This is a genomic window from Cetobacterium somerae ATCC BAA-474 (assembly GCF_000479045.1).
In the GTDB taxonomy this organism is placed as follows: domain Bacteria; phylum Fusobacteriota; class Fusobacteriia; order Fusobacteriales; family Fusobacteriaceae; genus Cetobacterium_A; species Cetobacterium_A somerae.
This window is the reverse complement of record NZ_KI518151.1, coordinates 1-22462: the sequence shown is the minus strand read 5'-3', so window position 1 is coordinate 22462 and position 22462 is coordinate 1. Positions and strand designations below refer to the sequence as shown.

Below are 22462 nucleotides of genomic sequence, written 5' to 3'. Positions count from 1 at the left end.
AAAAAATATAACTTTCGAATTGTTTCGTTTCAATTTAAAGAAATAAAGAATTAATTTTATTAGAATATTTTAATAAAAGATTGTTTATAGTTGTTTTAGTTGTTTATAGTTGTTTATATTGTTGTAAAAATAAAAATAAAAATAAAATATGCTTTTAATGTAGATAAAATAAGGAATGATAGGAATTTTAAAATAAAATTTAATACCCATAGATGTTGTATATATATAGCCATTAATGTTGTATTATTATGCCCATAGGTATTGTATATTAAAGCCATTAATGTTGTATTTTAAAAGCCGTTAATGCTGTATTAAAATTTTTTTAAAGAAATGGCCATTTGTATAGAGTAACTAACGAAAAAATCTCTTATTTTTTATTAAAATAACAAAATAATACAGCACTAATGGTAAAAAAAGTTGAAAAAAAGCTTTTTTTATTGTAAAATATACAACATAAGAGGATGAAAAAATAAATATACAGCATTAAAGGACTGGTGAAAATGAAAAAAGTAAAAAGATTTGATATTCCTATGAATCAAGTTATTGATACAGGTCCAAGTGAAATAGTTGAAAAATTTTTGGATGTTTCTGAAATTGAAAATGAAAAAAGTCATAGTTTAGTTAGAATAGATATAAATATGATTGAATATCCACTATTTACTAAAAGTACAAGTAAGAAAAAAAATCAAATAATAAGATATTTTTTTAATAGATCAAAAGAAGCATATATTCAAGTTAATCCCACATCAGGAGATTATATTCCAGGAGAACTTGAAGAGAGAGTATTTATAGCATTATTAAAAATAATGAGAGATAAAAGATATCACAACACTTTTTATACAACAATAAGTGAGATTTTAACAAGTATGGGAATTGCACAAGAATCGTTTAAGGGATTTTATGGAAGAATTTCAAAAGCATTAATAAGATTATCACAAACGAGTTATACATTTAAAAATTCATTATATTCTAATAAGATTAAAGGTATTATTGAAGAACAGATTAATACGAATATTATGAATATTCATATGATATCCTTAAAACAAGCTCAAGAATCTGAAAAAGAATTATTTACTGATAGAAGAATAAAAGAAGTAATAAAAGTATCAATATCAGAGCATTTTTACGATAATATAATAAGAAAAGGTTATTTGGTATATGACTCTCAGTTGCTTTTAAGTATGGATAATCCAATTACAAGAGCATTATACATGCTTATTAATAAATTAAGATTTAATAGAATGTATATAAAAGTTCTTTCAATAAATTTAATTAAAAGAATTCCTTTGAGTGAGAATATTCAAAAAATTGGAAGAACTATAAAAGTTATTGAAAAGAGTTGTCAAGAATTAAAAAAAATGAATTTAATAGCGGATTATACAGTTATAAAAAATAGTAAATGGATAGAATCTGAATTTGAATTTTATTTTAATGAATCGCATAATGAATTAAAGCAATCATATTTTTATGACGATAAAAATCATTTTGATAATTTACTTATAACTCATACAGATAGTGGAGTAGATTTACCAAATGATGGAAATAAACATTTTGAAGCTGTAAAGGCTGAAACTGTAGATAGAATACCAACTAATGAAAAATTAGAAGAGATTTTAAAAATACTACCATCTAAAGCAAGGGAATTAAAAACATTGCCAAAAGTTATTAAAGATGGAATAAGACAGTATGGATTTGAACATATTAAATTAGTATCTGAATATATAAAAGTACAAAAAGTAAGTAATATTAGAAGTTATATGATACAAGCATTATCAAAAGGATGGGCTGAGGATTATATACAACAGAAGAAAAAAAGTACAACACCAAAGGCTAGTAATGAAAATTTAAAATTAGAAAACTTAGAATTAGAAGTTCCAAAATCTTTAGAAAATGAATTAGAAATAGAAAAATTCTTAGGAAGAATTACATTAGAAGAAAAAGAAAAAATAGAAAAAGAAGCTTATAAAGATTATATAAAAATGTGTGGAGTAGAAGGTAAAATACAAAAAATGGCCTTTACTGCAGCTAAAGATAAAATTGTAAAAGATTATTTAGAGAAAAATTTAAATAAATATACAGCAGAAGAGGCTAAAAAAGATAAAATTCCTTTAGAAACTTCAATTGTAGATGAAATTGAAATATCGAATAAAATAAATACAACACATACGTCGATAAATAATTATATACAAGAGATTGAGATAATAGAACCAAAAATAGATACAATACAAGTGGCCAAAAAAGAAATTAAAGATAATTTAGAAATAAATACAGCAGATATGGCCAAAAATATTGAAATAAAAAAAATATATAAAAATATGTCAATGTTTCAATTGGATATTTTAGATATTTTAGAAGGTGAAAATATAAAAGAGGTTAATAAAATAATTCGATTACTAGGAATAACTAAATTTTTTGAGGGAGAATTAGGAAATTTACATGTTATTTTAGAATATAATGAAGATGAAGAAAGTTTAATAAAAATAAAACCTTTAAAATAATAGCCAGTAATGCTGTATAAAAAATTATCTGTTAAATGAATCGATAAAAAAAAGCTTAAATTCTATATATAAAAGAATTTAAGCTTTTTTTGTAAATTTTATCTTAAAACAAAAATAACCCAAGAAGGTTTTTAAGAGCTTCTTGGGTTATTGGAAAATTAAATAATTGTATAAAATTCCGATTACTCAGTAATAGATAAAATATAAGATATTCTTTCAGAAGAAAGAGTATACTTATAAACTTTTTCATCACCTTTAGGTGTTTTTATAAGAATATCAAAATTACCTTCAGATATTTCTGACATTTTTAAAATATCAAAATTATCAATATCTAACTCTTCAGATATATTATCTAAAAAATCATTTTCAATTTCAAATTCAAAATATTCATTATTATGTTCAATAACATAAAAAAAATCTACAAAATTAAATAGTTTCATAATTATTCCTTTCTTGATTATTTAGTTTAGTTTTTCAATTTCAATAAGTAAGCTTTTAATTTCTTTATTAAGAAGCTCGATTTTCTCGTATACTGTTTTTGCTTTATTTGAATCCAAAGTTGAAGATTCTACTTTATTTTCAATAAGAGTAGATATATTAGAGTTTAGTTTATTGAATAATTTTTCAATAGAATCAAATTCAGAAACTTTAGGAGATTCATTTTTTAAAGTATTTTTGAGAATAATATATTCTTTTCTAGTTTTTATTTGCTTATTTAAAACGGCATTAATCAAATCTTTATTTGCATTAGGAGCAGAAATTTCATAAGTTAGTGATAAAGGAAGAGTTTCAAAATAAAATTGATCTTCTGATGTAAGACAATTATTTTTTATAAATTTAAAACGATTTATTAATCTTTCTGCACTTTTTTTACCAATTTTCATATGCTCTAACCAAATTGAAAAAGTTCCATTTTTATGATTTGCATATTTTTCATTTGCTTCATTTAGTATTTCCCCAGCTTTAGTATGATAATTACTCTTAGCTAAGTTTAAAAGAGATTCATATTTTAATAAATCATTTTTCATTTCTAAATCTTGTATATCTTCATAGTTAAATAAAACTTCATTATCAGGTAGAAAATCTTTTTCAATAACAGTTATTTCAAACTCTTTAGATTCAATATTTTGTTTAACTGGAGATTCTTTTTTTTTGAAAGAGTCTTGTTTTAATCTATCCAAAACATTAATTTTTTTATTAATCATTAATAATTCCCCCAATAATTTCACCATATAAACTTTGTAATTCTTCAGCTTTTTTAGATTGAGTTTCCCAGATTGTTTTACCTTTTTCTGAAAGTTGTTCTTCAATAACACTTTCTGGAATAGGATTTGTTAATGTAACACCTGTATCATTAAAAAAGTTAGATAAATTTTGGAAATATTCTCTTGAGATTTTAGTATTTCTATATAAATTAGGAACGATTTGAGTTATTTTATTTCCTTCAGCTTTTTCTATTAATCTTGTAATACCAGCAGTACTTAACTTATCAAGTTTAATAGGAACAATAATTTCATCAGTAATTTCTAAAATAATATCATTAAGTACATTAAAAACAGGAGCACAATCAACAATTATAAAATCATAATTATCTTTTAATGAATTAAAAGCATTTCTGATTTTACTTTTTAAATTTATTCCAAAAATATCTGTTTCAACAGGAAAATAGTCTAGATTTTCTCTGATTTTTATTTTTATTTCTTCACCATTTTGAACAAAAGATTTAAAACCTTTACCACCTTCAAACCACCCACCTAAAAGTATTAAGCTATCATTTTGTGCATCTGAAGTAATTAGGGCAGTTTTAAAGTCTAACATAGCAAGACCATGTGCAATATTTTTTGATAAAGTTGATTTTCCAACTCCACCTTTGTTATTTTTTATAGTTATTATTTTCCCCATTATTAACGCCACTAAAAGAAGTAACGCTTTTCACCTCCTTTTTTAATAATTATAGTATAATTTAAAAATGGAAAATAATCAATTTTTTTATCCATATTTTATGGATAAAAAAATTAAAACACGACAAATTGTCGCAATAAAATTAAACATATGTTATAATAGAAATAAAAAAAGAGGTAATTATAATGAAATTTAAAGTAACTGAAAAAAGTGAATTGATGAATTTTTTAATAGATAATTTATCAAAACAAAGTAAAAATAATATAAAAACACTTTTATCAAAAGAACAAGTTGGAGTAAATGGAAAAATAGAAAGACAATTTAATTTAATTTTAAGTCCTGGAGACGAAGTTACAATAAATTGGAATAAAAATAGAAACGATAAAACACCAAAAGGAATAAAAATTTTATTTGAAGATAATGATATAGTTGTAATAGAAAAAGAAGAAGGATTATTATCAATATCAACAGATAAAAAAAGTAATGAAAGAACTGCATATAAACTTTTAATGGATTATATGAAATCAAAGGATAAGAAGGAAAGAATATTTATTGTTCATAGATTAGATAAAGATACATCAGGTGTAATGATTTTTGCTAAATCAGAAAAAATTAAAACAGAACTTCAAGATAATTGGGATACTCTTGTTTTAGAAAGAGAGTATGCAGTTATAGTTGAAGGTGTTGTTAAAGAGAAAAAAGGACAAATTAAATCATACCTAAAAGACAATAAAGCCTTTGTAACTTATTCAGTAAAAGATGATAAAACTGGTGGAAAATTAGCGATTACAAATTATAAAGTTGAAAAAGTAAAAGGGAAATATACATATTTAAAAGCTTCTTTAGAAACTGGAAGAAAAAATCAAATCAGAGTGCATATGAGTGATATAGGTCACCCGGTAGTTGGTGATAAAAAGTATGGAGCACAAACAAACATTCTAAAAAGACTAGGACTACATGCGTATACATTAAAAATAAAGCATCCTGTAACAAACAAAGAGATGAGTTTTGTATCACCAACTCCAAAAGAGTTTGCTAGAATTATAGGAGAGTAATATGAAAATAAACGATTTAAGATTTTTAAAAGTGAAAATAGAGAAGCATCCAACAAGAGATATTCAATTAGAGTTTTTAGATAAACCTAATGCTATTGCAGCTTTAATTTTGAATTTTAAAGAGGATAAAGTTTTATTAGTAGAACAATATAGACCAGGAGTTTCTAGTAAACTTTTAGAAATACCAGCAGGAATAATTGAAAACAACGAAAATCCAATAGAAACTTTAGCAAGAGAAGTTAGAGAAGAAACAGGATATATGTTTGAAAGTTTCGAAGTTATATATGCTCCTAAAATTCCATTAATTCTTTCTCCAGGATACACTTCTGAAGAGTTATATGTATATATATTAAAGCTAAAAACAGAAAAAGAAAAAACTTATGAAAAACAATTAGATGAAGGTGAAGATTTAGAAGTGGTGTGGGAAAATCTTGAAAAAGTAGAAAATATAACAAATGATTTTAAAACACACTATGCAATAACATTGTATAAAAATTTAATAAAGAAATAAAAAACATCAAAGGTAATATAATAAAATTACCTTTGATGTTTTTTATATATCTAAATTTATAAAAAATTCAATAGTTTCTTTTAGAAGAGAAATACCATTAGTTATATCTTTTTTAGTGATTCTAGAAAAATTTAATTTTATGAAATTGTCAAAACCATAGTTACTACCAGGAACTATTCCAACATTATTAATTAATAATTTATTATAAACACTTAGAGAAGAAATATTTTTTGGTAATTTTATCCAAATAGAGCAACCACCAGATGGAATTATAAAACTAATATTTGGAATTTTTTTGAGTTCTTCTACAATAGAATCTTGGATAAGTTTAAAATTTTTTCGACAAAGATTCATATGTTTTTCAATTAATCCTTTTTCTAAAAGAAGAGCAAATGATTTTTGATATAAAGTAGAGGTACTAGAATCAGATAGTATTTTGTTATTTAAAAAAGGTGTTAAAAGTTTTTGAGGAACGAGAATAAATCCTAATCTAAATCCAGGCATAAATATTTTAGAAAAACTTTTAATGTAAATAACACGATCATCTACATCTAATACTTTTAAAGGTATAGGTGCCCTATCGGAATAATATAAATCAGAGGCAGAATCATCTTCAATTATATAAAAGTCAAATTCCTTTGAAAGTTCTAAAAGTTGTAATCTTTTTTTTTGAGAAATATTAACACCAGTAGGCGTTTGAAAATTGGCCATAAGATAAATAAATTTTATCTTAGTTTCTAAAAGTAATTGTTTTAATTGAGAAATATTAAGACCATCGTTTTCGACATCAATAGGGTGTATAATAAAATCTTGATTTTTAAAAGACTTTAAAGCACCTAAGTAAGTTGGGTTTTCAATGGCTATATGAGCCTTAGAAAAACCTAAAGTTTTAGAAATTAAATCTATTCCTTGTTGTGCTCCTGAAAGTATATGAATATTTTCGGTATTACACATAATTTCTAGGTTAATTAAAGAATTTTTGATGGATTCTCGTAGTTCAAAACTTCCAAAAGGGCCCTCATTAATTAATGCAAGTTCTTGATCTCTATCCAAGATATAGTTAATAGCATATTTAATATCGTTAACTGGAAGATAACTATAATTAGGTGTAGAATTTATAAAATCAATTTTTAAAGTTTTTATTATACTAAAATTATCATCATTTTCTAAATTTAAAGAAGAGATGTTTTTTTCAGAAAAAATATTTTTATTAATAAAAACACCACTTCCTTTAATAGTTTTTACATAGTTAATTTTTTCTAATTCTAAATAAGATTTTGCGACAGTATTAGAACTAATATTTAAAAAATTAGCTACTTTTCTAATTGAGGGAAGTTTATAGGAAATTTCTCTTTTTTCAATCTTATCTTTTAAAAAGATATAAAGAGGAATATATATAAAATTTTCATTTTCAACTTTAAAGTTTTTAAAAAGAATATTCATTGAGCCTCCTAAAGTGTAGTAATACAATTTGAGATATTATTTTGAAAAAAATAAATAAATATGTCATACTGATAAAAGTATAGCATAAATAGAAGGGGGATAAAATGAAAAGTTTTTTAAAAATATGTACTATATTTATTTTGTTATTAAATACAGTATTAGGAAATCCAGAAAAAAAAATTGTGAAAATAGGGTTAGGTTATAGTGGGAGATCATATGATCCACATAAACATACAGATAGTTCTACCTTAGCTATAACTAAGCAAATTTACAATAATTTATTTATTCTTGATAATGAAAATGAAGTAAAAGGTGAATTAATAGAAAATTATTCAATAAAAAATAATACAATAGAAATGGACTTAAAAAGAGGTATTTTATTTCAAGATGGTGAAGAATTAAACTCTGAAATTGTAAAAAAGAGTTTAGAAAGAAATAAGAGTATACCTGTTACTAAGGTATTGGTCGATCCTATTGAAAAACTAGAAGTTATAGATAAATATAAATTAAGAATAATATGTACAACAAATGTGGACATATTATTACATAATTTAACTCATTCATCTATGGCAATAGTCAAAGAGGATAAGAATAAAAAACTAGTTGGAACAGGAGCATTTAAACTTTTAGAATGGGGAACTGGACAAAAAGTAATTTTAGAAAAAAATGATAATTACTTCAAGGGAAGTCCGAAGATAGATATATTAGAATTTTTAACGATTCCAGAAGCACCTAATAGATATATAGCGTTAGAAACAAATGAAATACAAATAGCATATGATATATCATCTATAGATGTAAAAGCTTTTAAAAATTCAAAAGATTTAGAAATATTAAACAAATTATCTTATGGAACAGATTTTTTATCCATTAACACTGAGAAAGCTCCATTAAATGATAAAAGACTAAGACAAGCAATAAGTTATGCAATAGATAAAGATTCTATGAATGAAGTTATATTTGAAAATACATCAAAAGTGGCCAATTCTATAATAACTCCAAATACTTTTGGATATTCAAATAAAGAAGAAAAAAAATATAATTTAGAAAAAGCAAAAAAAATAATGAAGGACTATAAAACTCCGATAGAAATAGAACTATGGATATATGAAGATACAAGTAAATATCAAATGGCTCAAATAATACAAGCAAATTTAAAAGAGATTGGAATTGATGTAAAAATTCAAACATTGGAATTATCATCTTTTTTACAATTAACAGCTCAAGGAAAGCATAATGCTTTAATAGGACTTTGGTATACAAGTACAGGAGATGCAGATTATGGATATTATCCGTTACTTCATAACAATTCTAGAGGTGGAGTTGGAAATAGAAGTTTTTATAATAATCAAAGAGTAAATACATTATTAGATGAAGCAAGAAAAGAACCAGTAAAAGAGAAAAGAAAAGAAAAATATGAAGAGATACAAGAGATTATTTTAGATGAAAATCCGATAATACCAATAGTTTATAAAACATATAATATAGGAATAAATAAAAATATAAAAGGTTTTAAATTTAACCCAAATGGAAATCATATATTAGAAAATATTGAATATTAAAGTAAAGAGGAGAATTTCTCCTCTTTTTTTGTTATAATATATTATATAAAATGGGAGGTATAGGATAAATGATAAAATCGGTAGCATTAGATTTAGATGGAACTTTACTAAATTCTAAAAAAGAGATTAGCAATCAAAATATATCTATTCTAAGAGAGTTATATAAAAAAGGAGTAGAGATTTTTATAGTTACAGGAAGATCGTACAGTGCAACAAAAGAAATTTTAAAAAAATTAGAGTTACCAATTATAGTAATTTGTTATAATGGTGCAAAAGTTATAGATACAAAAAATGAGAGTATTTTATTAGAAGAACCACTTTCAGAAGATATAGTTAAAGTATTGATAGAAATTTCTAGAAAAAATAATATTCATTTAAATTTATATCAAGATGAAAATTGGTTTGTTGAAGATAAAAAAAATTGGCAAACAGAATATTACAAAAATAATATAGGAATAGATGCAGTTGAAAAAAACTTTAATAATTTTACAAGTTTATTAATGACAAAAGCATTATTTATAGATGAACGATGTAATTTAGAAAAAATAGAAAAAGAAATTAAAGAGAAACTAAGAGATATAGTGCATTTAACATATTCACAAGAGAGATATTTAGAAATTTTAAATAAAAAAGTTAATAAGGGAAAAAGTTTAGAAAAAATCTTACAATTAAAGAATCTAACTTTAGATACGTGTGTTGCCTTCGGAGATGCAAACAATGACAAAGAAATGCTAGAAATGGTTGGATATGGAGTTGTTATGAAAAATGGAGAAGAAGATTTAAAAAAAGATGCAAAATATTTAACAGATTCAAATGATAATGATGGAGTGTACAAATTTTTAGTACAAAAAATATGAAAAAGTGGGATATTTCCCACTTTTTTTATAAATCTTCTGAAATAGCCCAAGATATTTGATCTTTCATTTGAGCAAAGTTTTTTAAATATTTTAACTCAACCATTTCACCAAAAAGTTTTAATTGAAAGTTTCCAATTAAACTTAGATTTTCTTTAAGATCAACGCTTCTTCTTCCATAAGTAAGACCTCTTTTTTCAACATCGTCACCAATACGAACTAAAAGCATACCTTTGTTAAAACCTAAAATTTCAACTTCTCTTACTCTATCGTAAAATTCACCTTCAATTCTTCTTTCTTTTCTAGCTTCAGCATTCACTCTTTTGTTTTCAGCTCTTCTTCTATCTTCTTTAGCTTTAACAATTCTTTTTGCTTTTTTCATATTTTTTAGTTCATTATATTCTGTACCTTTTGGTTTAGTTTTACTAATAATTTTCATAAACTCTCCTTTCAAACTTTCTTTTATCATAATATTATAAAGGCTTTTACACTTTTTTACAAGAATAATTAAAAAAAATATTTGACAAATACCAAAAAATGTTATATTAATTTATTAACGAACATGTTCACGAGAACAAAGGTAGGTGTAAAGTGGTTACTCAAGCAGAGTTAGCTAAAATATTAGGAATAACAAGAACAACAGTAGCAAGAGCTTTAAACGGGAGTAAAAACATAAAGGTAGAAACAAAAGAAAGAATATTAAAGTTGGCAAATGAAATGGGGTATGAAAAAAACTACTTGGGGAGTTCGTTGGCTATAAAAGAAAAAAAAACAATAGTAGCTATTATAGTAAGATCAATTAATGAAGAATATTCTAAGCAATTGAAAAGTGGATTGAAAGATTTTCAAGAAGAAGTAAAAGCATATGGAATAAAAATCAAAGTTCTAGAAGTTGATATAAATGATAGTGAAGGTCAAATTGAACTTTTAAAAAAATCTGTAGAAAAAAGAATTCATGGATTAATAATAATCCCACTAGATAGAGATAAAATAATTAAAATATTACAACCAATAAAAAATGATTTAAAAATTGTATCCATAGGAAAACAGCTTTTTGAAGAAGATACATATATAGATTCAAAGTATGAGAAGTCTGGAAGAATAGCAGCAGATGTTTTATCAAATATAGTTAAAATTGATAAAAAAATATTAGTTATAGATGCAGGAGATGATTTGATATCATCAAGAAAATATTTAAAAGGCGTTTCAGAAAAATTAAAAGAATTAGATAGAAAGTTTCAAGGACCAATAAAAATAAAAAAATTATTGGAAGATAAAAGTCAAATTTTAAATTACCTTTCAAATGATATAGAAGGAATATATATAAATAGATATGCTCCAGAAGTAATCGAATATCTTGGGGAGATAGGGAAAGATAATTATAAGTTTGTAACAAACGGTTTTAATGAGAAAATACGGGGACTAATTGAAAATGATAAAGTTGTAGCAACAGTATCAGAAGATTTCTATAACCAAGGATACATAGCAGGAAAGAAAATTTTTGAAGCATTATATAAAACAAGTTTAAAAAGATCTCATGAATATCAAACTAAAATAGATATACTTTTTAAAGAGAGTTTGAATTAAAATTTGAGATTATTATATAAAATCAAAAGTAAATTCTAAGGGAGGAAATTTCAATGAAAAGAGTGTTAAAAGTAGCTGGATTAACGTTAGTATTTGGGATGGTAGCATTTGGGGCAAACGAAAAGGTTTATAAATTAAAAATGGGATTAGTAGCAAACACAAGTTCAAATGAGTACAAAGCAGCGGAATATTTAGCAAATAATTTAAAAGAAAAATCAAACGGTCAAATTGTAGTAGAATTATATCCAGGAGCTCAACTTGGAGACGATAGATCAATGTTAGAACAATTATCAGCAGGAGTTTTAGATATGGGATTTGCTGAGATTGGAAGATTTAATATATTTTTTCCAGAAGCTCAAGTTTATTCGTTACCATATGTAATTCAAGATTTTGATCATATGAAAAAAGCAACATTTGATACAGAGTTTGGAAAAAATTTACAAAAGAAAATAAATGATAACTTAAACATAGAGATTTTATCTCAAGCTTATAATGGTACGAGACAAACAACAACAAATAGGCCAATAAATGCGATTGAAGATATGAAGGGATTAAAATTAAGAGTTCCTAAAGCTGACGCAAACTTAGAATATGCTAAAAATACAGGAGCATCTCCAACACCAATGGCATTTTCAGAAGTATATTTAGCACTGCAAACAAATTCAGTTGATGGTCAAGAAAATCCATTATCAGCAATTAGAGCTCAAAAGTTCTACGAAGTTCAAAAATATTTAGCAATGACAAATCATATATTAAACGATCAACTATATTTAATTAGTAACTCAAGTATGAAAAAATTACCAAAAAACTTACAAGAATTAGTAAAACAAGAATCAGAGTTAGCAGCACAATATCATACAAAGCTATTTGTGGATGAAGAAGCAGGATTAATCGATTTCTTTAAAGAACAAGGAGTTACAGTTACAAATCCTAATTTAGATCCATTTAGAACTGCAATGCAACCATTTTATGAAGTTTATATGAAGAATAATGGAAAAGTTGGTAAAGCAGGATTAGAAGAGATTATAGCAGTTAAATAGAGAGTGATAGTATAGGAGTTGGATATGAATATAAAACGAATTTTGAATAACTTAGAGGAAATTATAGGAGCTATACTTTTCATAATGATGTTTGCAATACTTGTAGCTCAAATTGTTTTTAGACAAATATTTGATTCTCCTCTAGTTTGGAGTGAAGAGTTAGCTATCTTATTATTTACATACGTAGGAATGTTAGGAGTTAGTATAGGGGTAAAATATAGACAGCATGTATTTATAGATTTTCTATATAATAAATTTTCAGGAAAAGGACTGAAAATAGCTAATACATTTATTCAGTCTGTTGTTTTTATATCGTTAATTGCAATGATTCAAATAGGTTATAAATTATTTTTAAGAAAAAAAATATTCCAATTAATTGCATTAAAAATATCTGCAGGTTGGATGTATGTAGCTCTTCCTTTAATAGCAACATTGATGTTAATACGATTTTTTCAGGTTCTTAGAGAAGACTATAAAGAGGGAAAATTTATTATTTCTCCTAAACATGTAGAGACTGAAAGTGATGAAAAGGTGGTGAGTAAAGAATGTTAACATTAGTAACATTTTTATCGTGGTTTGGGTTAATATTCGTTGGGGTTCCTGTTGGATTCTCATTAGTATTTGCCACATTATTATTCTTTGCACTTACAGATTGGAATGTAGTTTATTTTGTAGGTTCACTTTTAGTTGACAGTTTAGATAGTTTTAGTCTATTAAGTGTTCCATTCTTTGTTTTAACTGGAGTTTTGATGAATAGTTCTGGAATAACAGAGAGAATATTTAGATTTGCTAAGGCTTTATTGGGACATTACACAGGTGGTATGGGGCATGTAAATATATTTGCAAGCTTAATATTTTCAGGAATGTCAGGATCTGCTCTAGCTGATGCAGGAGGGTTAGGACAACTTGAAATAAAAGCAATGAGAGATGAAGGATACGATGATGATTTATGTGGAGGATTAACAGCAGCCTCATGTATAATTGGACCACTAGTTCCTCCAAGTATAACAATGATTATATATGGAGTTATAGCAGATCAATCTATTGCAAGATTATTTTTAGGTGGATTTGTTCCTGGAATAATTTTAACTTTTGCTCTTATGATAATGAACTATTTTATTTGTAAAAAAAGAGGCTACAAAAGAGCTCCTAAAGCAACGATGCAAGAAAGATGGATATCTTTTAAAGAGTCATTTTGGGCATTATTGACACCATTTATAATAATAGGTGGAATTTTCTCAGGATATTTTACACCAACAGAAGCAGCGGTAATAGCAACTTGTTATTCAATGGGATTAGGATTCTTTGTATATAAAGAGTTGACTGTGAAAGGTTTTGTAAAAGATGTTATAGAAACTATAAAAATAAGTGGTGTAACAGTTCTAATGATTATGGGAGTTACTTTCTTTGGTCAAGTTATAGCAAGAGAACAGATTTCAATGAAAATAGCTGAAGTATTTTTAACATTTGGAAAATCTCCATTGATGGTTTTAGTAATGATAAATTTACTACTAATTTTCTTAGGAACATTTATAGAAGCGTTAGCTTTACAAGTTTTAGTTCTTCCAATGTTAATACCAGTGGTAGTTCAATTTGGAATAGATCCAGTATTCTTTGGAGTTTTAAGTACTTTAAATTTAATGATAGGAATTTTAACACCTCCAATGGGAATGGCTTTATTTGTTGTTTCAAGAGTTGGAAAAATACCTGTCAGTACGATAACCCGAGGAGTAATTCCATTATTAATACCAATAATATTAACATTAGTTTTATTAACAATATTTCCACAGATTGTTTTATTTGTACCTAACTTGATATTAGGAGCTTGATAGAGTATGCCTAATATTGATTTGCCATTAGATGAATTAAAAAAATATAGAGGAACCAATCCAACTCCTTTAAATATGTTTGAATTTTGGCAAGAATCATTAGATGATTTGAGAGAAACTGAAGCAGGGGTAGTAATTACTCCTGCAGAGTTTCAAACACCATTATGTGATTGTTATGACTTAACATTTAAAGGAATTGATAATGAAAAAATTTATGTAAAAATGCTATTGCCTAAAAATATATCAAAGCCAGTACCAGCACTAGTAGAATTTCATGGATATGGAGGTAATGGTGGAGATTGGTCTAAAAGAATGGTATACCCAGCATCAGGAATTGCTTATTTTGCTATGGATTGTAGAGATCAAATGGGAAAAAGTGGCGATGAATACTTTAGAACTGGAAATTTAGTTCGAGGTTTGTTAGAGGGACCTAAAAAAAGTTACTATAGAAAAGTTTATTTAGATGCAGTGAGGTTATTAGATATTATTTTTCAAATGAAAGATATTGATAAAACACGTATATCAACTTTAGGTTATTCCCAAGGTGGAGCAATCTCTTTAGTTTCAGCAGCTTTAGAAAATAAGGTGTTTAAAGTATTTGCAATTTATCCATATTTATCAGATTTTAAGAGAATTTGGAATTTAGATTTAGGAGATTTTGCATATCAGGAATTAAGAGATTTTTTTAGATGGTATGATCCACAACATAAAAATGAAAACAAGTTCTTTGAAACACTAGGATATATAGATGTAAAAAATTTTGTAGAAAATATAAAGGGAGAGGTGACAATGGTAACTGGATTAATGGATAGAGTATGCCCACCATCAACACAATTTGCAGTTTATAATAATATAAAAAGTAAAAAAGAGCATATTATTTATCCAGATTTTGGTCACGAGAACATTAACGGACTAGAGGATCTAATTTATCAGTGGGCCTTAAACTTATTAAAATAAAAAACTTGGAGGAAAAAATGAAAGGTATTTATTCAGCATTACTAATCTCTTTTGACGAAAATGGAAACTTAGATGAAAAAGGAACAAGAAATATTGTAAGATACAATATTGATGAAATGAAAGTGGATGGATTATATGTAGGTGGAAGTACCGGTGAAAACTTTATGATTTCAACAGAAATGAAGAAAAGAATTTTTGAAATTGTAAAAGATGAGGCTAAAGATGATGTAAAATTAATTGCACAAGTAGGATCAATTAATTTATACGAAGCTGTTGAGTTAGGGAAATATGCAACTGAATTAGGATATGATTCATTATCAGCAGTAACACCATTTTATTATAAATTTGATTTTGAAGAGATTAAAAATTACTATATGACAATAGTAAATGAAACTAACAACAATATGATAATCTATTCAATTCCTTTTTTAACTGGAGTTAATATGAATGTTGAGCAATTTGGAGAGTTACTTTGTCACGATAAAATTATTGGAATTAAATTTACAGCAGGAGATTTCTACCTTCTAGAGAGAGTTAGAAAAGCTTTCCCTCATAAATTAATCTATGCAGGATTCGATGAGATGTTATTACCAGCAGTGGCATTAGGTGTAGATGGAGCAATAGGAAGTACATATAATGTGACAGGAAAGATAGCTAGAGAAGTTTTTGATGCAACAAAAGCGGGAGATTTAGTTACTGCAAGAGAAAGACAAACTTATTTAAATGATATAATCGAAGCAATTTTAGGAAATGGACTTTATCAAACAATAAAGGAAATTTTAAAGTTAAAAGGTGTAGATGCAATAGGATATTGTAGATTACCAATGAAAAAATTATCAACAAAAAAAATAGAAGCAGCAAAAGAGATTGGAAGAAACTTTTTATAGGAGATAATTAATGAATATAATAGCCATAGACATTGGAGGAACAGAGATAAAATATGGCTTAGTTAGTTTAAGAGGGGAAGTTATATTCTCCTCTTCTTTACTAACTGAGGCTTCAAAAGGTGTAGAGCAATTATTAGAAAAAATTTATAAGATAATTGAAGAACTAAAAAATGAGAAAACTATAGGAATAGGAGTATCTGCTACAGGACAAATAGATGGAAGAATAGGAAAAGTTGTAGGTGGAACAAACTTAATTCCAGGATGGATAGGAACAAATTTAGTAGAAATATTGGAGAAAAAATATAGAATTCCAGCAGTTTTAGAAAATGATGTAAATTGTGCTGCATTAGGTGAAATGTGGATGGGAGCAGCAAAGGGAAAAGAAAACTTTCTATGTCTCACAATAGGAACAGGAATAGGTGGAGGTATAGTTTTAAAAGGTGAGCTTTTAAGAGGAGAAAGTAGTGTTGCAGCAGAATTTGGTCACATACAGATTGTAAAAAATGGAGTCCAATGTGGCTGTGGAAGCAAAGGGTGTTATCAAAGTTATGCATCAATGACAGCACTTTTAAGATTAGCAGAAGAAAAAATTGGGAAAAAATTAAATGGAAAAGAAATCTTTAATGAAGTTCATAAGAATAACATAAAATATAAAGAAGTTGTTGATGAATGGGCTGACTATTTTACTGATGGATTAGCAACTTTAATCTATATATTTAATCCTTCACTTATTGTAGTTGGAGGTGGAGTATCTAAACAAGGTAGTTTTTTAAAAGAAATTTTTCAAAAGAGTTTAGAAAAAAAAGTAATGAAAAATTATTTAGAGATTCTTGAAATAAAAATGGCTGAAAGAGGCAATGATGCAGGAATGTTAGGAGCTTCATATTTACTTTTAGAAAAAATAAAATAAAAAATTTCAAAAAAACTATTGACAAAAAAAACTTTTCATTTTACAATTAATCTCATATAACAGTAAAAAAATTGAATAGAAAATCGGATGAAGGTATAGGGAGAGCGCCAAATTGGCCACCGAAGAAGTGAATCTTTCAGGTTAGTTGAAAAACTTGAGGACCTATACTGGACGAGCCTCTGGAGAGACTCTATGAGCACCGAAGGAGCAAACCCAAATATAATTTGTATTTGGACTAAACTCTCAGGTAAAAGGACAGAGGAATTATGCAATAAAAGTTTTTTTGTATTAAACTATTTTTTGTGTATAATTCTTTTTTAATTCCAGAAGGTATTTTTTGAAATACCTTCTTTTTTTATTCAATTTTGCATTTAAAAAAATAGGAGGAAATTAAAATGCAAGATTTCGTAATGAGTATTAATAGTTTTTTATGGGGAAATTTTTTGATTATTTTGTTAATGGGAACAGGAATATATTTTACTTTAAAGTTAAATTTTATTCAGATTAGAAAATTTGGAGAAGGAATAAAGCATGTAACTGGATCAATAAATTTAAATGGAAAAGCAGCAGATAAAAATGGTATGTCATCATTCCAAGCTTTAGCTACAGCGGTGGCAGCTCAAGTTGGAACAGGAAACTTAGCAGGAGCAGCAACAGCAATAGCCTCAGGAGGACCTGGAGCAATATTTTGGATGTGGGCAAGTGCATTCTTTGGTATGGCAACAGTTTATGTAGAAGCAATATTAGGACAAGTTTTCAAAAGAAGAGTAGATGGTCAAATAACAGGGGGGCCAGCATACTATATTGAAAATTCTATTAAAAATAAAAAAATTGCAAAAGGATTATCATATTTCTTTGCAGTAGCTTGTATAGCAGCTTTGGGGTTAATGGGAAATGCAGTTCAAGCAAATTCGATATCAGCAGCTTTTAATAAAGCTTTTGGTGTCTCACCAGCTCTTGTTGGAATTGTTGTATCTGTTTTAGCAGGATTTGTTTTCTTTGGAGGAATAAAAAGAATAGCTTCTGTTACTGAGAAAATAGTACCTATCATGGCTGGATTATATATAGCAGCATGTATTGTAATAATAGTAATAAATTATCAAGAAGTAATTCCAGCTATAACATCGATTTTCTATTCAGCGTTTAATCCTCAAGCAGCACTTGGAGGAGCTATGGGAGTGACAGTGAAGCAAGCAGTAAGATATGGAGTTGCAAGAGGGTTATTTTCAAATGAAGCTGGAATGGGGTCAACACCACATGCTCATGCAATAGCAAAAGTATCACATCCAGGGGAACAAGGAATTGTGGCAGTAATAACTGTATTTATAGATACTTTCGTAGTATTAACAGGAACAGCACTTGTAATTCTAACATCAAAAATTTCATTGACATCAGGAGCAGGAATTGTATTAACTCAAGGAGCATTTAGCGCAACGTTAGGAGTATTTGGAGATACGTTTATCGCAATCTGTTTATTATTCTTTGCTTTTTCTACAATTGTGGGATGGTATTTCTTTGGAGAAGCTAATGTTAGATATATCTTTAAAAGTAAAAAATCAGTTAATGTATATAGAGCAATAGTTATGATAATGATTGTTATAGGATCAATGATGAAAGTTGAATTAGTATGGGAATTAGCTGATATGTTTAATGGAATGATGGTTTTACCAAATCTAATAGCACTTTTATCACTTGGTAAATATGCTAGAAGTGCAATGAAAGAGTATGATAAAATTCCTGAAGAGAAGGTAGAAGAAATTATAGCTTAAAAATTGAGTGAAAAATGAGAAAAAAGTGATTAAAATTAGTATTAAGTGTATTTTTTTATTGACATAAAATAGTAGTATACAGTATAATTCATATAAGATTATTAATTAAGAAGGGTGGATTATATGAAAAAATTTATAATGTCAATGTTGGTAGTTTTATCAGCAGTAGCTTTTGGAGCTGAAGTAAAAGAAGGAACTGGATTAGGATATGCAGATGATATAAAAGTGGCAGTAACAATGGATGGAGACAAAATTGTTGCAATCGAAGTAAAAGAGAATAGCGACACTCCAGGAATTGCAAATCCAGCAATTGAGCAATTAACAAAGAAGGTTATAGAGGCACAATCATCTCAAGTAGATACAGTAGCAGGAGCTACATATACTTCTGAGGGATTCTTAGAAGCAGTAAATAACGCAACAGGAAAGTAATTGATTAATTAACAAAGCTGAGATTAATATCTCAGCTTTTTTTTATAAAAAATTCAGGGGAGAGAACATGAAAAGAAGTACATTAGTAATTTTAGGTACAGTAGCATTATCAGTTTTAAGTTTTTCACAAGAGGGAATGGGAAGAAATAACAAAAAAAGCAGAGTAGATTATTCTAAAGAAAACTTAGTAGGAGTAGATACATATAGTTTTCATGAAGAGGAGAGATTAAAAAATAGTGGTTCAACAGGATTTTTAGAAATTGGAATGGATACAATGATTTTTGAAAGATCAGTGGATGAAAAAAATAGAGTAGAACCATATTTAGGATTTGAATTTTTTCCTTTTGAAAATTCAAATTTTTATATAGATGGAAAAACATCATATAGACATGAGTATAGTAGTTCAGAAAAAAGATATAATAAAACAATGGTAGAACTTTATGGAGGATCTGTATATAGAAATGGAAAATTTTTCTTGAACTATAAACTAGGGGTTAGACAAGATGAGCTTAAACATACAAAAGTTCAACATTCAACAACACTAAGATTTATTCCAAAAGCAACGTATGATTTTACAGATAAATTTGGATGGTATTTAAAAGGAGCAGTAGGGTATGCAAAGGTTAAAGGAGATGAAAGAGATCAAATAACTCAGGCATTTAACTTGCCATTTCAAAATGAAAATTATGTGAATAAAATAGAAACAGGATTGAGTTATAGAGTAAATAAGACAAAATTATCACTAGGAGTTGTAAATAAATCAAAAGAAGAATACGCTGGTGAAAATATTAGATGGTCTTATTTAGCTAAAGTTGACCATAATTTATATACAACAAAGACTTTACAAGTAAGGCCCTATGTTTGGGGATTTTTAAATCCTGAAGTTGAAACAGGTGGAAATAAAAATAAAACAACATTCCATAATGAATTAGGTGCAATGGTTGGAACAAGAGCTATTTGGAACCCAATGGTTGATTTTTCAATAACAGCTGATGTAGTTTATTTAGCCCAATATAAAAATGTTTCAAACAATGGGCAACCATCTGGTGGAAATAGTAATAGTAAATCAACAGGAAAACCTGGAAGTGGTTCTGGTGGAGGAAACTCTGGTGGAGGAAACTCTGGTGGAGGAAATGGAGGCGGTTCTGGTTCAGGTAGTGGAGGTGGATCTGGAACAGGACCTGGAAGTGGAACAGGTGGAGGATCAAAAAGTATAAAAAGATCTGTAGAAGAATCTATAATAATAAGATTAGGATTTAAAAAGTATTTTTAAAAATAGATAAATATTTGATATAATAACCTTAATAAAATATAAGAGGTGTTAGCTTATGAAGAGGTTATTAATTATTGAGGATGAAAAAGAATTGGCTCTCTCTTTAGAGAGTCATTTTTTTAATCTAAATATAGAGATAAAAATTGCTTTGAACGGAGAGATAGGAATAGAGTTTTTTGAAAGTTTTAAACCAGACTTAGTACTTTTAGATGTTAACTTACCATTAAAAAATGGATGGGAAGTTTGTGAATATATTAGAAAAAAATCAGAGATTCCAATAATAATGATGACAGCAAGAGACTCTGAATTAGATGAGATTCATGGATTAGAAATAGGAGCAGATGATTATATTATAAAACCGTTTAGTATAAATGTTCTTTCGACTAAAATAAAAAAATATTTAAAATTAAATATTCAACAAGAGTATCTATATAAAGATATGGAGTATTCTTTTAAAGATGAAATATTAAAAATAAAAAATGAAAGAGTAAATCTTTCAACAAGAGAGCAAAATTTATTAGAATATTTTATAAAAAATAGAAATAAACCTTTAAGTAGAAATAATATTTTATTGGAGATTTGGGGGATAGATAACGAATTTGATGAGAGAGCCTCAGATACGCTTGTTAAAAGATTAAGAAAAAAACTAGGTGATTATGAGGAGCTAATAGGAACAGTAAGAGGAGTGGGGTATATCTTTGAAGAGAGATAGTTTATCAAAGAAAATTTTTCTGTATTCAGCATTAATAATAGTAATTGCAATGAGTATAAGCTACACTATAAGTGTATTTTTTTTAGAACGTCATTTTATTTCAGAAAGGAAAGAGGAGTTTCCTAAAATCGCAAGAGAAGTTGAGTATTTAATCTCTAATAGTAAAAATCTAGATTTAGAGAATTATATAAAAAACTTAAAAGAAAAAAAAGATATAACAGTTTTAATTATGGCTGAAGGTGAAAAAAAGTGGATAAATAATAGAGGTGGGAGCGGAAGTGGTTTTTTAATTGAAAATTTAGAGAGTAAAAAATTCTTTATAAAAAATCAAAGGCTGACAGAAGCTAAAATTTTATTATATAATGAAAAAATTAAAAATAGATGGGTGTCTATAAGAACCTCGTTATCCATTTTAAATTATTATAAAAAAGAGATTGGTTATTTTAATTTATTAGGTGCTTTTATAGCAATTTTTATAAGTTTAATTTTTGGAAAATTATTTTCTAAGAAGTTTGTAAGAGATATAGAAATATTGCAAAATAATACAAAAGAGATATCCAAATTGAATTTTAAATCTAACTTAGAAATAAAAAGAGATGATGAATTAGGTGAGCTTAGCGAAAATATAAAGGTAATGAGTGAAAAATTAGAAATAGCAATCAATGATTTAGAATCATTTGTCTCTAATACATCTCATGAATTAAAAACTCCAATTACAATAATTTCATCTAAAGTTCAAGTTTTAATGAAAAATGAAAATGTAGATTTAGAGACATTAGAAACTTATAAAACTATACTAAGAGAGAGCTATTATACTAAAGAATTAATTTCAAAGCTATTAATTTTATCAAAATTGGATGTTTTAAAAAGTATAAAAAATGAAAAAGTTGAATTAAAAGAGTTGATTCTAAAAATAGTAGAACGTTATGATTATATAGAGCTTTCTAAAAATTTAATTGTCAATTTAGATATAGAGGAAACAAAAGTATGTATAGATAAAGAATTTTTACAAATTGCATTGGAGAATATAATTCAAAATAGTCTAAAGTATTCTGAAGATGATAAAGAGGTAAATATAGAGTTAAAAAATAATATCTTAAAAGTAACAAATAAAATGTTACCAAATAAAAATATGGATTTAGAAAAAATATTTATTCCTTTTAATAGAGGAGAAAACTTTTCAAGAATAGATGGAAATGGTTTAGGCTTAACTTTAGTAAAAAAAATATTTTTATTATTAAATA

The 22462-nt window shown here is 26.6% G+C and carries 20 protein-coding genes, 1 pseudogene and 1 riboswitch; of the genes and pseudogenes, 16 read left to right on the top strand and 5 right to left on the bottom strand.

The window, feature by feature from the left end; genetic code table 11:
* The first annotated feature begins 500 nt into the window (after positions 1–500).
* Positions 501–2498 (top strand): hypothetical protein, encoded by a 1998-nt coding sequence (locus HMPREF0202_RS06870; protein ID WP_023049647.1) that lies wholly within the window; start codon positions 501–503, stop codon positions 2496–2498.
* A gap of 182 nt (positions 2499–2680) precedes the next feature.
* Here HMPREF0202_RS06870 and HMPREF0202_RS06865 read toward each other — a convergent pair whose 3' ends face one another.
* The 3 genes from HMPREF0202_RS06865 to HMPREF0202_RS06855 are packed head-to-tail and all read right to left on the bottom strand — an operon-like array spanning position 2681 to position 4400.
* The gene (locus tag HMPREF0202_RS06865; protein ID WP_023049646.1) at positions 2681–2938 is read right to left on the bottom strand and encodes a hypothetical protein; all 258 of its coding nucleotides are present in this window, start codon (positions 2936–2938) and stop codon (positions 2681–2683) included.
* A 21-nt stretch (positions 2939–2959) separates the two neighbouring features.
* The gene (locus HMPREF0202_RS06860) at positions 2960–3703 is read right to left on the bottom strand and encodes a hypothetical protein (protein ID WP_040406739.1); all 744 of its coding nucleotides are present in this window, start codon (positions 3701–3703) and stop codon (positions 2960–2962) included.
* On the bottom strand, positions 3696–4400 hold the full coding sequence (locus HMPREF0202_RS06855; RefSeq protein WP_023049644.1) for a ParA family protein: 705 nt from the start codon (positions 4398–4400) through the stop codon (positions 3696–3698). Before HMPREF0202_RS06855 ends, HMPREF0202_RS06860 begins: the two co-directional genes overlap by 8 nt.
* 185 nt (positions 4401–4585) lie before the next feature.
* Here HMPREF0202_RS06855 and HMPREF0202_RS06850 point away from each other — a divergent pair, with 185 nt between their 5' ends.
* Together HMPREF0202_RS06850 and HMPREF0202_RS06845 are read left to right on the top strand one after the other, a co-directional pair.
* Complete coding sequence (locus tag HMPREF0202_RS06850; RefSeq protein WP_023049642.1) at positions 4586–5455, top strand: RluA family pseudouridine synthase; 870 nt, start codon at positions 4586–4588, stop codon at positions 5453–5455.
* A gap of 1 nt (position 5456) precedes the next feature.
* Positions 5457–5966, top strand: coding sequence for an NUDIX hydrolase (locus HMPREF0202_RS06845; RefSeq protein WP_023049641.1), 510 nt, complete (start codon positions 5457–5459; stop codon positions 5964–5966).
* A gap of 42 nt (positions 5967–6008) precedes the next feature.
* On the opposite strand, the gene HMPREF0202_RS06840 is transcribed toward HMPREF0202_RS06845, so the two are convergent.
* Entirely contained in the window at positions 6009–7409 is a 1401-nt protein-coding gene (locus HMPREF0202_RS06840; RefSeq protein ID WP_023049640.1) for an aminotransferase-like domain-containing protein, read from the bottom strand.
* A 104-nt stretch (positions 7410–7513) separates the two neighbouring features.
* On the opposite strand from HMPREF0202_RS06840, the gene HMPREF0202_RS06835 reads away from it, so the two are divergent.
* Complete coding sequence (locus HMPREF0202_RS06835; RefSeq protein WP_023049639.1) at positions 7514–8971, top strand: ABC transporter substrate-binding protein; 1458 nt, start codon at positions 7514–7516, stop codon at positions 8969–8971.
* A gap of 68 nt (positions 8972–9039) precedes the next feature.
* On the top strand, positions 9040–9828 hold the full coding sequence (locus tag HMPREF0202_RS06830) for a Cof-type HAD-IIB family hydrolase (RefSeq protein WP_023049638.1): 789 nt from the start codon (positions 9040–9042) through the stop codon (positions 9826–9828).
* Positions 9829–9853: 25 nt separating this feature from the next.
* Here HMPREF0202_RS06830 and HMPREF0202_RS06825 read toward each other — a convergent pair whose 3' ends face one another.
* A complete protein-coding gene (locus HMPREF0202_RS06825) occupies positions 9854–10264 on the bottom strand; it encodes a hypothetical protein (RefSeq protein ID WP_040406737.1) in 411 nt (136 codons plus the stop codon).
* A gap of 152 nt (positions 10265–10416) precedes the next feature.
* On the opposite strand from HMPREF0202_RS06825, the gene HMPREF0202_RS06820 reads away from it, so the two are divergent.
* The 11 genes and pseudogenes from HMPREF0202_RS06820 to HMPREF0202_RS06770 all read left to right on the top strand — a co-directional run.
* A complete protein-coding gene (locus HMPREF0202_RS06820) occupies positions 10417–11412 on the top strand; it encodes a substrate-binding domain-containing protein (protein WP_023049636.1) in 996 nt (331 codons plus the stop codon).
* 53 nt (positions 11413–11465) lie between these two features.
* Complete coding sequence (locus HMPREF0202_RS06815; RefSeq protein WP_023049635.1) at positions 11466–12452, top strand: sialic acid TRAP transporter substrate-binding protein SiaP; 987 nt, start codon at positions 11466–11468, stop codon at positions 12450–12452.
* A 24-nt stretch (positions 12453–12476) separates the two neighbouring features.
* A pseudogene (locus tag HMPREF0202_RS06810) lies at positions 12477–14281 on the top strand (TRAP transporter large permease).
* Positions 14282–14287: 6 nt separating this feature from the next.
* A complete protein-coding gene (locus tag HMPREF0202_RS06805; protein ID WP_023049632.1) occupies positions 14288–15238 on the top strand; it encodes an acetylxylan esterase in 951 nt (316 codons plus the stop codon).
* 17 nt (positions 15239–15255) lie between these two features.
* A complete protein-coding gene (locus tag HMPREF0202_RS06800) occupies positions 15256–16125 on the top strand; it encodes an N-acetylneuraminate lyase (protein WP_040406735.1) in 870 nt (289 codons plus the stop codon).
* A 10-nt stretch (positions 16126–16135) separates the two neighbouring features.
* Entirely contained in the window at positions 16136–17035 is a 900-nt protein-coding gene (locus HMPREF0202_RS06795) for an ROK family protein (protein ID WP_023049630.1), read from the top strand.
* A gap of 169 nt (positions 17036–17204) precedes the next feature.
* Positions 17205–17304: riboswitch (glycine riboswitch) on the top strand.
* 126 nt (positions 17305–17430) lie between these two features.
* Positions 17431–18804, top strand: a complete 1374-nt coding sequence (locus tag HMPREF0202_RS06790; protein WP_023049629.1) for an alanine/glycine:cation symporter family protein — start codon at positions 17431–17433, stop codon at positions 18802–18804.
* A gap of 123 nt (positions 18805–18927) precedes the next feature.
* On the top strand, positions 18928–19233 hold the full coding sequence (locus HMPREF0202_RS06785; protein ID WP_023049628.1) for an FMN-binding protein: 306 nt from the start codon (positions 18928–18930) through the stop codon (positions 19231–19233).
* 67 nt (positions 19234–19300) lie between these two features.
* Entirely contained in the window at positions 19301–20506 is a 1206-nt protein-coding gene (locus HMPREF0202_RS14745) for a hypothetical protein (protein WP_023049627.1), read from the top strand.
* A 55-nt stretch (positions 20507–20561) separates the two neighbouring features.
* The gene (locus tag HMPREF0202_RS06775) at positions 20562–21218 is read left to right on the top strand and encodes a response regulator transcription factor (protein WP_023049626.1); all 657 of its coding nucleotides are present in this window, start codon (positions 20562–20564) and stop codon (positions 21216–21218) included.
* A partial coding sequence (locus HMPREF0202_RS06770; RefSeq protein ID WP_023049625.1) for a sensor histidine kinase occupies positions 21205–22462 on the top strand: 1258 nt, incomplete at its 3' end. The genes HMPREF0202_RS06775 and HMPREF0202_RS06770, both read left to right, overlap by 14 nt.